The organism is Streptomyces sp. NPDC048255, from assembly GCF_040652415.1.
Taxonomy (GTDB): domain Bacteria; phylum Actinomycetota; class Actinomycetes; order Streptomycetales; family Streptomycetaceae; genus Streptomyces.
Map to the genome: position 1 here is coordinate 22,845 of NZ_JBEZMA010000066.1, position 15,230 is coordinate 38,074.

Annotated in this window: 12 protein-coding genes and 1 pseudogene; 7 read left to right on the forward strand and 6 right to left on the reverse strand. The window is 69.4% G+C overall.

What is annotated here, in order from left to right:
* Position 1: 1 nt before the first annotated feature.
* Positions 2–814, reverse strand: coding sequence for an inositol monophosphatase (locus AB0D94_RS32550; RefSeq protein WP_362059505.1), 813 nt, complete (start codon positions 812–814; stop codon positions 2–4).
* A 116-nt stretch (positions 815–930) separates the two neighbouring features.
* Here AB0D94_RS32550 and AB0D94_RS32555 point away from each other — a divergent pair, with 116 nt between their 5' ends.
* The 6 genes from AB0D94_RS32555 (at position 931) to AB0D94_RS32580 (ending at position 10,331) form a co-directional block, all read left to right on the forward strand.
* The gene (locus AB0D94_RS32555; protein ID WP_362059508.1) at positions 931–1,875 is read left to right on the forward strand and encodes a LysR family transcriptional regulator; all 945 of its coding nucleotides are present in this window, start codon (positions 931–933) and stop codon (positions 1,873–1,875) included.
* A 272-nt stretch (positions 1,876–2,147) separates the two neighbouring features.
* Entirely contained in the window at positions 2,148–2,666 is a 519-nt protein-coding gene (locus AB0D94_RS32560) for a transposase family protein (RefSeq protein WP_362059544.1), read from the forward strand.
* Between the two features lie 8 nt (positions 2,667–2,674).
* Entirely contained in the window at positions 2,675–3,661 is a 987-nt protein-coding gene (locus AB0D94_RS32565) for a hypothetical protein (RefSeq protein ID WP_362059511.1), read from the forward strand.
* A gap of 147 nt (positions 3,662–3,808) precedes the next feature.
* Complete coding sequence (locus AB0D94_RS32570; RefSeq protein ID WP_362059514.1) at positions 3,809–5,302, forward strand: hypothetical protein; 1,494 nt, start codon at positions 3,809–3,811, stop codon at positions 5,300–5,302.
* A 47-nt stretch (positions 5,303–5,349) separates the two neighbouring features.
* A complete protein-coding gene (locus tag AB0D94_RS32575; protein WP_362059517.1) occupies positions 5,350–7,233 on the forward strand; it encodes a dynamin family protein in 1,884 nt (627 codons plus the stop codon).
* Complete coding sequence (locus AB0D94_RS32580) at positions 7,230–10,331, forward strand: ATP-binding protein (RefSeq protein ID WP_362059520.1); 3,102 nt, start codon at positions 7,230–7,232, stop codon at positions 10,329–10,331. The genes AB0D94_RS32575 and AB0D94_RS32580 overlap by 4 nt, the downstream gene beginning before the upstream one ends.
* Before the next feature lie 126 nt (positions 10,332–10,457).
* On the opposite strand, the gene AB0D94_RS32585 is transcribed toward AB0D94_RS32580, so the two are convergent.
* Positions 10,458–11,090: a hypothetical protein gene (locus AB0D94_RS32585; protein ID WP_362059523.1), complete on the reverse strand. Its 633-nt coding sequence runs from the start codon at positions 11,088–11,090 to the stop codon at positions 10,458–10,460.
* A 254-nt stretch (positions 11,091–11,344) separates the two neighbouring features.
* Between AB0D94_RS32585 and AB0D94_RS32590 the strand changes: the two genes are divergently transcribed.
* Positions 11,345–12,232 (forward strand): SMI1/KNR4 family protein, encoded by an 888-nt coding sequence (locus tag AB0D94_RS32590; protein WP_362059526.1) that lies wholly within the window; start codon positions 11,345–11,347, stop codon positions 12,230–12,232.
* Between the two features lie 671 nt (positions 12,233–12,903).
* Here AB0D94_RS32590 and AB0D94_RS32595 read toward each other — a convergent pair.
* The 4 genes and pseudogenes from AB0D94_RS32595 to AB0D94_RS32610 all read right to left on the reverse strand — a co-directional run bounded on the left by AB0D94_RS32595 (position 12,904) and on the right by AB0D94_RS32610 (position 15,054).
* On the reverse strand, positions 12,904–13,299 hold the full coding sequence (locus AB0D94_RS32595; protein WP_362059529.1) for a hypothetical protein: 396 nt from the start codon (positions 13,297–13,299) through the stop codon (positions 12,904–12,906).
* Between the two features lie 105 nt (positions 13,300–13,404).
* A complete protein-coding gene (locus tag AB0D94_RS32600) occupies positions 13,405–14,055 on the reverse strand; it encodes a hypothetical protein (protein ID WP_362059532.1) in 651 nt (216 codons plus the stop codon).
* 213 nt (positions 14,056–14,268) lie between these two features.
* Positions 14,269–14,467, reverse strand: a pseudogene (locus AB0D94_RS32605) (transposase); the annotation flags it as partial.
* Between the two features lie 77 nt (positions 14,468–14,544).
* The gene (locus AB0D94_RS32610) at positions 14,545–15,054 is read right to left on the reverse strand and encodes a GNAT family N-acetyltransferase (RefSeq protein WP_362059535.1); all 510 of its coding nucleotides are present in this window, start codon (positions 15,052–15,054) and stop codon (positions 14,545–14,547) included.
* Positions 15,055–15,230: the final 176 nt, after the last annotated feature.

Here is a 15,230-nt window from a genome sequence, read left to right on the forward strand (position 1 = left end):
GTCAGGCGATCGGCGAGAGGACCTTGAGGGCGGCGCCGTGGATGCCGGGGGCGGCGGCAAGGAAATCGCGGCTGCCGGTGTTCCAGGGTTCGCCCGCCAGGTCGGTGACGGCGCCTCCGGCCTCGGAGACCAGCAGTGCGCCTGCGACCAGGCCGGAGCGGACGTCGGAGAACTGCCAGAACGCGTCCATGCGTCCGGCGGCGACGTGGATGAGCTGCATCGTGGCGGGAACGGACACGCGCACGACCAGGCCGTTGATGAGCATGGCGGTGACGGAGTCACCGATCCGCCGGAAGGTGCGCTCGTCCTCGCCGGGCTTGGCCTGGCCGGTGCCGATGAGCGCGGCGCCCATATCGGTCTTGGCGGACACCTTCAGCGGTCGGTCGTTGAGGCGGGCACCTCCGCCGGCGACGGCGGTGTAGGTGTCGCCGGTCAGCGGCAGGTGGACGACGGTGAGTACCGGCTGGTTGTCGCGGACCAGGGTGGCTGTCACTGCCCAGTCCTCCATGCCGTGGACGTGGTTGATGTTGCCCTCGGCGGGGTCGACGACCCACCACTCCCCGGGCGGGAGCGCGCCGCCGGCCAGCTCGTCCTCGGCCCACTGCGACCCTTGCCGGGCCCGCAGCAGCGGTTCCCGCAGCACGTCCAGCACCGCGTCGTCGTTGGCGTGGATCTCGCCGACGACCTCGTCCAGACTCACGCCCCGGGCGTGCGAGGTGTAGCGGTCGCGCAGCGTGACGCCGGCGGCCTGCACCGCAGCGGTCACGTCGGACAGGAGCCTCGCGTCGGCGTCGAAAGGCATGGCTGTGCTCATGGCGGGCTCCCTGGGAATCGGTAGAAGCGGGGCGGTCGTCTCGCCTCCGCACTTCGAAGGTAGGCCGCTCGATCATTAACAACAAGTGCATGCTTTTCACTCGTAGAGTTACTCCCATGCAACTGGATCTGAACCTGCTCACGGCCCTGGACGCCCTGCTGGAAGAGGGCAGTGTCGCCGGCGCCGCAGCCCGCCTCCACGTCACCTCACCGGCGATGAGCCGCTCCCTGGGCCGCATCCGCAAGGCCACCGGTGACCAGATCCTGGTCCGCACCGGCCGCAGCATGGTCCCCACCACCCGCGCGCTGGCCATGCGCGCCCAGGTCCACGCCCTCGTGCAGCAGGCCCACCAACTTCTCTCCGCGCAGCAGGAACTCGACCTGGCGGCTCTGGAGCGGGTCTTCACCGTGCGCTGGCACGACGCCCTGACCGCCGCTTGCGGCACCCCCCTGATCACCGCCGTCCACCGCCAGGCCCCCGGCGTCCAGCTGCGCCTGTCCGCCGAACCCGGCACGGACACCCCCGAGCTGCGCCGAGGCGAGGTCGACCTCGAATCAAGCTCCAGCGCTCCGACGCTCCCCGACATCCGCCACCGCCTCGTCGGCAGGGACCGGCTGATCGTCGCCGTCCGTCCAGGCCACCCGCTCACCGAAGGCCCGCTGAGCCTCGAGCGCTACGCAGCCGCCGAACACCTCACCGTCTCGCGGCGCGGAAACCTGCACGACCCGATCGACGACGCCCTGACCACACGCGGCTTCGAACGACGCGTCGTCGCCGCCGGGCCCACAGCCGCCTTCGCACTGCAACTCGCCCTCGGCACGGACCTGGTCGTGACCCTCCCCGACGCGGTCACCCGCACGGCCCGGGACCAACTCGGCCTGGTCACGCTGCCGCTGCCGCTCCAGCTGCCCGACGTCCCCCTGTACCTGCTGTGGCACCAGCGCTACGACGACGACCGCGCCCACACTTGGCTGCGAGAAACGGCCGCCGAAACCGTCCAGGCACTATTCGCACCACCGACCGCCTCTCAACAGCCCCTCACCACCCGGACCGGGCAGTGACGGATACGCCCGGGGAAAGGCCCGCTGCGGCTGACTCCGGTACTCGCGAACACCGTCTATTCGCCTGAGCGTGCGCCGCCCAATGTCATGTCAAAACAACTTCGCTACTCGGTTCTGGCGCAGATCTTGGGGGGCCGTCGCGGAGCGTCACCGCGATGTTCGATTGCGAGAGACTGGCTTGTGCGAGACGGCGTACGCCTTGTCGTCCGACAGTCGGAAGTGACGCTCCCTCAGGTGCCCACCGGTCGATGCTGTGGTCGGCTGTGGACGTGATGGTGCTGGTCATGCAGACCGATGCACCCTTCCGGGACTCGCTGGTGTTCGATGGGATCGACGATATGAATGTCGAGGCGGTTACGGCCGCGTTCGGCACGGTCGAGATGGTGGCGGGAGGCCGCGCAGCAGGGGCGGCCTGTCCTGGCTGCGGCCGCTCTTCGGACCGAGTCCACGACCGCTACCTGCGGAGGCTGAAGGATCTTCCGCTCGCTGAGCAGGACTTGGTGATCCGGCTGACGGTCCGACTCTTCATCTGCGGGTCTGCGGACTGCCCGCGCCGGACGTTCGCCGAGCCGTTCTCCCGGCCGGCTGCCCCGCACGCGCGGTTCACCACTCGGCTCAACCACGCCTTGGAGCGGGTGGGGCTCGCTCCCGACGTGCGAAGCCGAGCCCGAACGGCCGACAGGACCGCTCCGGCCAGGATGTCCCCGAACACCACCCCCTGCGACCACTGGTACGACAGGATGACGACAGCACAGCACCGCGCGAGAGTGAGCACCGCCAGGGGGCGGTGAAGGGGGGAATGGTGCGAGAGGGCAACTGGGCGCTGGCACTGACCTGCATCTGCTACCTGGGCATCGTTCACCTCACCAGCAGGGGACTGATCGCCGCACCGCGCTACCGCCTGCTCCAAGCACGCCTGCGAGACTGCCGCGCCAGGGCGGGAATCCTATCCGCCGTCCACGCCGATGACCCGGCCGCCACAGCGGCCTTGGCAGCGGCGATCGCTCAGCTCGACGACCTCGAACGGGACGGCATCCTGGTGTGGCGGCTGCGCCCCGGTTCCTGGGTCATGGCCATCCCCCTGTCCAAACTCGCCGCCGCCTGGCGCACCCTGCACAGCGTCGAACGCCAGCTCCTTCGCGTCGAGACCGCCGAGGGAGTCCACACTCATCGGGAAACACTCCGGCTCGAACTCGCCGCGTCCGAGGAGCCCGGCGACGCCGACCTCGCCACGCGCCTGGCCCCCGAGCCATCGGCCGGGCCGGAGGCCCGTGCCCTGCTTCTCGCGGCGACCGCAAGCCTCCACGACCGGGAGGACAGTGCGGCCGAACGCGACTACGACCGCCAGCGGGTCGCCCTGTGGCTCGCCATGGCCGGACTCGCGATGGCCTTCGTCACCGGCTCCACAGTGGGTCACGAGCAGACCATGCTGCTTGGCGCGCTGGGCGGATTCCTCTCCCCGCTCGTCGGGGTGTTGCGTTCCCAGGCCCCGGCGTCCTGGGGCGCGCTGGTGCTGGCCCCCGTCGGTGGAGCGCTCGCGGCGCTCGGCGGGCTGCTGCTCGTTCGCATGCTCGCCGACCCGGAACTCAACCTCCTCGGACAGGTGTTCTTCGACAACTCCTGGGGCGCCCCCACCCAGCCGATCGCCCTGGCCATCGCCATGCTCTTCGGCTTTTCCGGCACCCTCTTCTCCCGCCTGGCGCTCGCCGCCACCGGTCAGCTCCTGCCCGCCTCCGGCCGCACCACTCCGCACGTACCCATCGAGCAGCGGGCCCCCGCTCCTTGACCACGCGTCACCGCGGCACGTAAGGGGCCGGGCACGGCAGGCCTGGGGCGTCGCGGGCAACGGGTCGGCTACCCCGTCACCGATTCCCGCCGCTCGCCGCCCGCAGCTCCCTACACTTGTGGAAGCGGTCTCATGACGGAGTTTCAGATGGCAGAGCAACGCGGGGGCCCAACCGGCCCGAACCCGGGGCGTCTCCCCTTCCACGATGTCCTCGTCCTGGTACCCGGGATCACCGGCAGCACCCTCCTGGACTGGGAGGGCAACGAGATATGGGGCCAGAGCGGCTCGGCCCTTTACCACGGCCTCCTGCGCGGTGGAGCCCGCCGGCTCCAGCTGCCCTGCGGGCTCGGTGACGCCGAGCCGGAGGACGGCATACAGCCGGGGCGTCTCATGCCGGGTGTGCACGCCTCCCTGGGCGCTTGGAGCACCTCGCTGGGCTACGGCAGGCTCGTCAGGCACCTGACCAACCGCTACACCCTGACCGCTGCCGATCCCCGTGCTCCCGAACACGCGGCCAACCTGCTGCCGTTCCCGTACGACTGGCGATTGTCGAACCGATACAACGGCCGCCTGCTGAAGCGGACCGCCGAACCCTTTCTGGAGCGCTGGCGCTCCTCCCTGCCCGAGCGCCGAGACGCTCGGCTGGTCATCCTCGCCAATTCGATGGGTGGTCTGGTCGCCCGGTGGTACGCCGAGCAGGAGGGTGGCGCACCGCTGCTCCGCGCGCTGATCACCGTGGGTACTCCGCACCGCGGTTCGGCGAAGGCGGTGGGCCGACTCGTCAACGGACTGGTGCTGGGAAGGGGGCGGCTGCGGCTGGACCTGTCCCCACTGCTGCGGAGCTTACCCGCCCTGCATCAGCTACTGCCGGGGTACGCCAGCGTGCACGGTGGCGACCGGATGCTCACCTTCGCCGAGGCCGGCGGCCTGCGGCATGTGTCGAGGCGGGCACTGTGCGACGCGGACGAGTTCCACCGCACACTCGGCACACCAAAGGGATACCCCCTCTATCCGCTCGTGGGCACGGACCAGCCCACCTGTTCCTCGGTGTCGCTCGACGGGTGCCGCGCAACACCCCTCCGCACCATGGTCGATGCCTCCGGTGCGTCGGCCAGCCCGCTCGGCGACGGGACGGTGCCACGGTTCGCCGCCTATCCGCCCGGGTGGAGCGACCGGGACCCGTCGCTGCACTTCATCGCCCAGTCCCATGGCGCACTGCCCAGCCACCCGTCCGTGCTGGACCACGTCGACGGCATTCTGGACGGGACCGACACCGAGTACCGCACCCACGGGTTCCAGCTGGGCATCGACGTGGACGACTGCGCGTTCGCCGGAGAGCCCCTGCGGGTGCGGGCGGAGACGTCGGACCCCGCCATCCGGCTGGCAGTCCACGTGGTGAACCCTGCGGCCCGCAGGCGGGTGGCCCGGGTCGACATGACCCGGGCCGGCGACCTCATGTACTCCGCGACGGTCGAGGGCCTCGGGCCAGGCGGCTACGAGGTGCGGGTGGGACGCGCCCATCCACAGGGCTTCCTGACCAACACGGTCGTCGGAGCCACGATGGTCATCGACCCGGCAGATGGCGGCGGTCCGGACGGACCGGGGGCAGTGGCCGCATTCGCAGTGGGTGAGGGCCAATGACGGAGCCCAAGGAGACCGGTTTGTCGCTCACGCACCGGATCGAGAACATGGCCGCCCACCGGGCCGCGGCCCGCCAGATCATCGACCAACTCCGCGATCTCGCCGCAGAACTTGAGCTCGAGAGGGTCGTGGTCAGCGCGCGCTCACTGGCGGACGCGGTCAGCGACGGCTACCGAATCATGGTGCTCGGGGCCTTCAATACCGGCAAGTCCACACTCGTGAACGCCCTGCTGGCCGAGACTGTGCCGTCCCGGCCAGCGTCCTGGCCCGACGGGCCGCTGGTGGCCGCGCCGACGCCGGCGACATCGGTACTCACCTCGGTGCACTACGCGGCGCAGCCGTCCGTGGTCGCTCGCGGGCACGACGGCTCGGAGCGATCGTGGCCATTCGAACGATTCCGTAGCGAGTCCACCCCGGACGGGGACGCAGACACCCAGCAACTCCTCTCCGGTATCAGAGAGTTCGAGGTCGGATACCCGGCACTGCTGTGCCGGGCCGGGGTCACGCTCTACGACTGCCCAGGGTTGGACGACCTCCCCATGCGCAACGCCATCACCCAGGAGGCGATGCGCCGTTGTCACGCGGTTCTCCTCGTGATCCGCAACGACATGCTGATAAGCCTGCGAGAACGCGATGCCGTCCGGGAGCTGAGCGAACTCGGCGTGCCCACACTGCTGGTCGTCAACCTGTACCACCGCCGGCACGAGGAACAATTCCTGGAACGTGTCTGGAAAACCGGCATGGTCGATGCCCAGGACGGGCCGCCGGCCACGGCTCACCGGAACCTGGCCGACCACAACGTGCACCTCGTCGACGTGCGGGAGGCCTGGCTCAGCCGCAGTGGCCGGTCGGGTGGGTCCCACGTCGGTGTCACCGAACTGGCCGCGCTCGAAAGCCGCCTCGGCGACGTGCTCGACCACGGGGAGTGCGCCCACCGGGCGGCGCTCCTCGGCAGGGTCATGACGCTGGCGGACGACCTGGCCCACAGCATCGTCGAACGGCGGCACGCCCTGCGGGCCGACGCCAGTGAGCGGCGCGCGCACCACGACAGGGCCGCCGTCGAACTCGCCGCGCTGCGAGAACGATCCCGGCGCATCGACTACATCGTGAACCGGACGCACGATGAGGCCGAACGGCTGCTGATCGCGAGCTTCGCCGAGACGGTGACCAGCATCCGCGCGGACCTCCCAGGACACCTGCGGAGCCTCCGGCTTCCATCCGAGACAGTCGCCCTCCTCGTCTTCCAGCAGACACGGCTGCTGGAAGAGGCCGCCGCCGAGGTCAGCGACTTCGTCGGCCGCCGGATCAGACACTGGGGCGAGGAGATCGCACCCCCTGTGCTACGTCCCCTGCTGGATCACATGGGTGAACTGATCGAGGGTGAACTCGATCTGCTGTCCGGGCGCATCCAGGACGCCGGGCTAGGTGACCTCCGGCTCGAAATGCGCAACCTGTCGGGCCTGACCGCCCTCGGGTCCACCCGCGCCGTTGCCTTGTCCACTTCCGTCACCCTGGCTGTACTGAGCGTTGCTCCGGTGCTGTTCTGGCCGACAGTGCTGGTCGCGGGAGTCGGATTGACCTTGGTACGGGCATCCGCCGCGGATCGGATCAAGGCGAAGGTGCTGCTCCAAGCGGATGAACAGCTGGCCGAACTGTCCCGGGAGATGGAGGGAGTGATCCGCGAGCAGCTGGCCGACGTCTTCGCCCAGTCCGGGGCCTCGGTCGCCGCGGTCCTCGACGAGGCGATGGGCCAGCTGGCCAGGATGGCCGTGGTCGACAGGGCCGACCGGGACGCCGTACTCGCCACGCTCGACGCCGCCGGGGAACGGCTGGCGGACCTCGTGCGGCGGCTGGAGGCCCTGCGGCGGGGCGCGCCTGGCGTCGGCTCGTCGGGGGGCCTGACCGCGGGTGAGGGAAGTCCGGACGCATGACCGGCCGATACCTCGGAATCGGGATTTCCCATTACAGGCACTACCGTCCGCTCAGCCGGGCCGTCACAGACGTGGACCGAGTGGCCAAGGTGCTGCGCGGCCTCGGCATGGACTGCACGGTGTGGCCGAACGCCACGGACGCGGACCTGCGCCGCAACTTCCGGACCCGACTCGGCGAGGCCCCCAAGCAGATCGTCATCCACTGGGCCGGCCACGCCCACTACGACGGCGTCGCCTTCGGTCTGGCCACCGGGGACACTCCCACGGACAGACCCAACCTCATGCAGCTGACCGACCCGGTCGGGCTGCTGCACAGCGCGCTCAGCGCCGGGGCCCGGCAGGTGCTGATGATTCTCGACACCTGTTATGCCGGAGCCGGACTGGGCGCGCTGAACAGGCTGGCCACCCGTTTCGAGGAAGCCCAGGAGGCCGCCGAGGAACGGATCTGGGTCGGACTTGTCGGTTCGGCGCGCAGTTACGAGCAGGCGCTCGACGGGCGATTTGCCGAGCGCCTGCTCAAGCTGCTCAGCGAGGGCCCGGACGGCCTCGCCCAGCGGCGGCGCTGGAGCGCCCACAACGCCGGCGTGTCCGGTGACGACCTGATCACCGCCCTGCAGGACGAATGGCCGCCCGACGCCGCGCAGCAACTCAAGGTCGCCTCCCAAGGTGTGGCCAAGCCGCTGCTGCCCAACCCCTGGTACGTGCGCGGGGCACCGGAGCGGTTCGTCGACACACGGCTGCACTCGGCCGCGCTGGGCGTCGGTCCGGGCGAGGACGGCTCGTTCTTCACCGGGCGCCGACGCGAACTCGACCAGATCGCCAACTGGCTGTGTGCCTCCGAACCAGGGGTGATGGTGGTCACGGGTGCGGCGGGGTCGGGCAAGTCCGCTCTGCTCGGCCAGGTCGCGTTGCGCATCGCCCCGGGGAGGCGGGCGCCGGCGCCCGCCTCCCCGGACACGCCGTCCGGGGAGGCGGACTTGGCGAGCGTACGGGCCGACGTGGTGATGGACGTGCGTGGCCAGAGCAGCTCGTCGTTGCTCGGGGCCCTCAACGCCAGGCTCGGCGAGGGCCACGCCGCGTCGGTGCACGGCCTGTTGGACTCGCTGATCGCCCGCGCGGAGCGGCCGGTGATCGTCCTGGATGCGCTGGACGAAGTGCAGAACGGCACGCTCCGCTCGGTCGTGGGCGAGCTGCTGCTGCCGCTGAGTGGCCACGCGCTGGTCCTGGTGGGCACCCGCGACAAGCTCGTCGACGGCTCCACCACGCTGATGTCCCTGATGATGGCGGGGAAGGCCAGAGTCTGCGACCTCGACTGCGTCGACGACACCAGGTCCGATGTCACCGACTACGTGGCGGCCCGGCTGGCGGGCACCGCGAACCGTGAAGTGCCCAAGATCGCCGCAGAGCTTGCCGAGCGGGCGCTTTCAGCGACCGGAGCGTTCCTGTACGCGCGGATGGTGACCTCGCAGTTGCGCGCGCAGCCCGTAGACACCGGCGACGCCGGCTGGCGGGACTCGCTCGCCGGTAGCTTCGGCGCCGTCCTCGATGCCGAGTTGGCCGCAGCGGCCCGCAATCCCCCACCCTGCCTGACCGGGGTCCCAGCCGCCTCCACCGCTCGGCACCTGCTGTCCGCACTGGCCTGGTCCTTCGGAGGAGGCCTGCCCGCTCTCGAGCTGTGGCCCGCCCTCGCCGAGGCGCTCGCCGGGACCGGCGTCCGGTACGGACGCGCCGATGTCGACTGGGTGCTGGACCACTTCGGCCATTACCTGGTCGAGAGTGGGGAACAAGGCCAGGCAGTCTACCGGCTCTTCCACCAGGAGCTCGCCGACCATCTGGCGCGTGACACCGCAGACGGCCGACGGCTGGACGAAGCGGTGGTGCGGATGCTTCTCGACCACGCCGCCGACCACGGCGGCACCGCTTCGGTCGACCCGTACGTGGAACGGCACGCGGTGGCACACTTGATCCGCCAGGGCCCGGATGGTGTGGCCGTGGCGGAAGGCCTGATGCGGTCCGCTCCGGAGACCTATCGGCCGGTGTTCGCGGATGTCCTGCACGACGTGTCCCTGGGCCTCGCCGACTCCGGTCAGTGGGGGGTGGCGCTGCCTCTGGCCGAACGGGCTGCCTTCGTCCGTCTCGAACTCGCCCGGCAGCACCCCGGTTCCTATCTTCCGGACCTGACGGCCTCGCTGGACCACGTCCGCCATCTCAATACGAGGCTGGCACGCGTCGAGGAGGGCAGCCGATGGCTGGACCAGGTGATCTCCGGCTTCATGGCCGATGCGGTCGGCCGGGCCTTGCTCCTGGTCTGGCGGTGCCAGACCTTGACGGAGCGGCCCTTCCCACCCCGGTTCGGCGACGCGGTGGGAGCCCTGGACCTGCTGACCGGCGAGCCCGGAGGGCCCCGCTACGAGGCCGCGCTGCACTCGACCCGTACTGCCATCCGGCGGCTCTACGACGGCAGCCCGGCAGCGTTCGAGGAACTGTGGGCCACGAGGGATGACCCGCTCCCCGAGTGGCTGTCCCAGGCGCGGCTGCGGCCCGTCATCCTGGAGTGGCTGGGCAAGCCGAGCCTGGGCCAGTCGCGGGCCTATGCCGCCGCCCACCCGGAGATCTTCACCGAGCAGGGCGCCACCGTGCTCGACGAGCTCTCGGCCACCCTCGAACCGGAGTTCGTGGAGTCCAACCGCAGGCTCCTCCGTCAGATCGCCGACCTTGGGCTGGCCGTCGCCTACCAGCACCTCGATGCCGAGATCACCGCCAATGCCTGGATGGCCCTCGCCCCTGACTGGGACGCATCCAATGACTACCTGCGCAGCCGCCGCGCCACGCTGGTCAGCGAGGCGTGCTCGGCCTACCTGGCGAACACCCTGGCTGACCACCCCGATGACCTCCTTGTCGCCGTGCACCGGAACCTCGTCGTCCTGGCCCGGCATCATGCGGCACACCTCGGATACCTGCTGTTGACCGGCGACGGACCTGCGGCGCGTCAGGCTCTCTGGGAGGACGTCTCGGTACCGGGCAGAATCGACCCGGTCGTTCTCAGCGCGCTGCGAGACCTGATGACCGCAGCCGGCGGGTCCCAATCGGCCCGATAGCCCGCTGGTGGCAGGCGTTGGTGAGGGCCTCGGCTGCCAGGGAAGTGCCCGGGTGGTCGGGGTGGCCCAGCCGAGCACGCGGCGGGAGACGACGTCGTGCCACTCATCGGGGCGGCCGGACCAGCTTCACAGCCGCTGTCCGGGCCCGATGACCGTGAGTCCCACCTGTTCGGCGATCCAGTGCGCGTACGGCGCGTTCACCTGGTGGCCGTCGAAGATGGCGCTGCGGACGTGCACGAGGACCGTGTGGTCGTCAGCGGGCTCGTGGAGGTGACGCGTGTGGGTGTTGAGGAGGAGTGTCACCTCGGAGTGCTTGTGCTCACCGCGAAAGCCTAGTTCGGGCGCGTCCGGCCAGCACAGCGTCTCCCAGGTGATCTCGCCCGTGTTCGGGCCGATCGCCGCGGTGAAGGCGTCCTCGATACTCCCGACCGGCAGGTCGAGCAGCGAGCACTCCACCGGCAGCCGTCTGTCGTACGAGGCGGTGTCGGGTGGCAGACCGGGCCCTTGGACTCCGACAACCAGCACGGGGCACTCCTCCAGCGGCACCCCGTCGTACTCACCGTGCTCCTCCTGGCCGCGGAACCACCCCTCGGGCAGCTCCTTCGCCATCCGCCGCACCTCGGCGACGGAAGGGAGCTCTGCGTACACGGAGACCTCGGAGTGTTCGCAGCGGCCGAACTCCATGAGGCGGCGCGCGGTGCTCAGGGCGAGTGCGGGGTCGGGGGTACGGAACACGGGATAAGCGACGTCGTTGGACATGCCGTGACTGTGTCACGGTGCGTCATCGCAGGTCATCGCATTTACGGCAGCACCGTCGGACGACGGTCGCGCCCCGTCCGCTCTCCTCAGAGCCCCCGTCCACCTTCAGCCGTAGGCATCACGGAAGAGCGGTCAGAACCCTTCACCTGGCCGGTTGAGCACGACGGTTGGCCACGTCCGCTGACCTGGGAAATGCTTCCCCCCAGCCTGAAATCTTGTCGATCTCATCGCGGGGAGATGCCTACGCTGCCTCCATGGCTGATTCGAGGACCACCGCGACCGACTGCGACAGGCTGGTCCAGCTCGTGGCACCGCCGGCTGCACCCGTAGACGCCCACGGGGACTGGGCCGCCGTGGAGGCAGCGATCGGAACCCGGCTACCCGACGACTACAAGCGACTCGTCGAAACCTACGGCTGGGGAGAGTTCTGCGACTTCCTCTACCTCCAGACGCCGTTCGGAACGAGCGAGCACAACGGCATCGAGTGGCAGAGCGCCCACCCCACAGAGTCTCCCGAAGAGGACCGCGAACGGTACCCGTATCCGCTGCACCCGGCTCCGGGCGCGCTGCTGATCTGGGGCACCACCATGAATGCCGACCGGCTGTGCTGGCTCTCCGACGGGGCCCCCGAGCAATGGCCCGTCGTGGTGTGGAGCAGCGAGGGCTGGTACGAGACGCATGCTATGGGCGCGGCCGAGTTCATCGAGAGCTGGGCCTGCGGACACGCCGGCTCCGAACTGCTCGCAGACGTGGAGCCGGACCTGGCACCGTGCTTCAACACCTTCCGTCCCCGCACCCACCGATGCCTGCTCCTGTCCGAAGGCTCCATCTCCCACCCCGAGCGCCTGCGGCTCCTGCGCGAGTCACTGGCTCCCACGACCGACCGGGGCTCGTGGCGCTCCGAGCACGACGAAATGGGACAGGACCACTTCGCGACCGTCGATGCCGACTGGCTGCTCACCTACGACGCGCCCCACCCCCACCAAATCCGGATCGACTTCCCACCCGAAGACAGCGGGCAGGTCCAGCAGCGCCTCTTCGCCGCTGTCCACCGCATGGGGTGCGAGGTTCTTGGGATCACGACCGCTGCCGGAACGTCACTACCAGCCTGGGACACGGCCACGGACGAGGACGAGGAGTAGCAAGAGAGCTTCGACCGTGAACACACCTGGCCAACCGAAGGGTTCTGGCCGCGCTTCCGTGAAGGCTCCGCCTGTCGCCGGTTCCGTGTCCCTTCCGCGACAGAGCCCCGCGCCGCTCAGGCGGTGGCACAGCCGCTGCCAGGCCTGAGGGCAGGGGCCATGTCTGGTACGGAGCTTGGAGGTGACTGTGGGGCCCGGATCTCACTCGGCGGGCCCTACAGGACCTTGACCTCGCGGTTTCGCCTGGGTGTGGCGGCTGTCGAGGCGGAAACGCGAAAGTGCCTTCCTGACCTGGGATGATGAACCTTCCTAACTAGGCCGATCTCGCCAGCATCACGACGCCCGCATGGGGTGGGCTGAACGACGAACTGCATGGTGGCCTGGACGAAGCTGTCGCCGGTGGTGCGATCTCCCCAGCGGACCGCGGCCGTCTGGAGACCGCACTGTCCGACCTCGGGTACGTCCTCGTTCAGCAGCGTCCCCTGCAGCGCCGCTACGACGGAGTTCACACCGACTGTGTACGGGCGGGCGAGCCGACTTGGTGGGTCCGGTTCTTCTACCACCTCTAGACATCAGCTCGGTCGCCCGGGTGGGCGGCGGCGTGGGGTGCGACGGTGCCGGTGATGAGCAGCTCTGTGCATGAGAACGTCGCACAGGCGGCCTGAACGTGCTCAGTGGTCGCCCGTGTGCGGACCCACGGGCCGTGGCAGTGGCTGTCGCCAGTCACCCATCCTCGTGAGCAGAAACTGGCGGGCGAGAGAACGGATGTCGTCCCACGCCGGATCTGTGGCCAGGGCGTCGTGCCAGAGGCCGACGCGGCAGGTGGCATCGATCTCGCCGAGGCGACGGCCGACAGCCCGAAGACCCTGTAGATCCGCGGGCTCGAAGACTCCACGTTCCGCCAGTCCTTCGGAGACGCGGCAGAGGAGCTCCACCTCTTCAACGACGTCCTTCGTCTCCAGCTCACGCTCGCCCAGCCAGGCAAGTTGATCCGGGGTATCGGCTGCTAGGAGGGCCATGAAGCGCAGCACCCAGGTACGCAGGCTCGTGTCGCCGAGATAGTTCATACGTGCAGGATTGCATCAAGCTTCCGCAGCCGTGTCCGACGGCACCGAGGGCGGCAACGGCCGACCAGCGGTGTTCCAGTCCTGCCTGCGCCGCAGGCCAGGGCCTCAGGCGGCGAACGGGTTGGTGTGGCCTGGCAACTGCTGCCCCGGGCGCAGGAACCGCTGGCCGCCCTGTTCGTCGCGCACCGCGAGGAGCCCGGCGTCCGTCAGCCGCTGTGCGATCTTCTCGCGGCGGATCGCGCCCACCTTGAAGGCCACGGTGAGGAGCAGCGCGACCGCCCCGCCGGAGGCGACCGCTTCGACCGGCGACCTGTCGATGAGGAGGAGGACGGTCAGGACCGCGCAGGCGAGGTAGCCCTTCACCTTCTGGCTGCGGTCGGCTACGTACAGGGCCATGACGTCGAAGGCGATGAGGTCCTTCAGCACGGCCACGGCACCGACCGCTTCGGGGAGCGGCTTCAACGAGCCCGGCTCCAGCCCCGGCACTGTCCCGCCGTTGCCCGCTTGCGGATGGGCGGTGATGGTGGCCGCCTCGCGGACGCGCGCGTCGGGCTGCGGGTCCCGGTACATCCGGACCTGGACGAGAGAGTTCTTGAACCCGGTCCTGTACGCCATGCCGTACGTATAGCCGTACTGCTCCGCCACGTGCGCCATGACGGCCGCCTTCGGCGTGGAGCCCTGGGGGGCGATCTCAACGATGTCCTGCTGACGGGCGATCTGCTGGAGCATCTCCGCTATGTGACGTTCTACGGACATCCTGTTCCCCGCCCCCTGGGCCCCCGTGCCTGGGGCCGACCGGCGCCCAGCCTAGGGGGTGCGCCGCCGATCGGAACACACGCGGTCCCCCGGCCATGGACCTGGAGACCTCGCGTCCGGCGGGCTCAGGCCCCTACGGCAGGTTGCATACCCTCACGAGGTACTCCCGCACCTTCAGCACTTCTGGTCGTTCCTCTCGGGGATGATGGCGTAGCGGCGGAATCGGGTGTAAACCGTCTGTCGCGGGCCGACGTTCCGGCAGGTCGCGCCAGGGGGCTCCGGTCCGGATCTTGTAGACCATCCCGTTGACGATCTGCCAGTCGCTCGTCCGAGGGCGGCCTGCCGTAGCCCGGGGCAGCAGTGGTGCGAGCAACTCCCACTGACGATCGGCAAGTTCGTGACGGTGATGCACAGGCTCGTGATCCCGCACATGCCGGGCTCCGGGGAGGGACTCCTGCCCCTCCCTGGGGGTGCACACTGTGTGTGTGCCTACGCGGGTGAGGTGATGGGCCAGGTGTACTCGAGTTCGGGCAGCTCAAAGCCCTGCTCGAACCGGCAGACACGCTCATCGGTGCGGAGGGCACCATGTCGCTCGTAGAAGGCAATAGCGCGGGTATTGGCGCGCAGCACTTCCAAGTAGACCGGCCTGTCCGGGTGTTCATCGGCTCCCCATGCCAGCGCATGCGCCAGGAGCCGGCCACCGATCCCGGACCCGGTACGGCTGGGTCTGGCGTGCAGGTTGTCCAACAAGAGCCGACCATCAGATTGAGGAATCAAATACGCGAAACCATCTATCTCGGTTGCCGCTTCCAGCACGAACAGCGCCGCCCCAGGAAGCGGCTCGTCCAGTCGACCGCGCCAGAGCTCCAGGCGATCTTCTACGAGAGGGCCGCCCAAGAAGCTGGCGGGCATGATGCCCGCATAAGCCGTACGCCAACTCTCGGCATGCAACGCCGCAACCTCGGTGGCATCGTTCCTGCGGCCCCTTCTGATCTCCATGGGTCCCAGCCTCGCCCATGACCAAGAGCGATGCCACATCTGGGCAGGTGAAACGGCTAACAGCGGCTTTTGAAGACGGGCCCTAAGGGCTGTCCCGTAAATGATCTCGAGTCGTCTCAGGCATGGTCGGCTGCGGTGCGGGCCCGCTGGTCTATCCGGCGAGGGCGAGGTTGTGC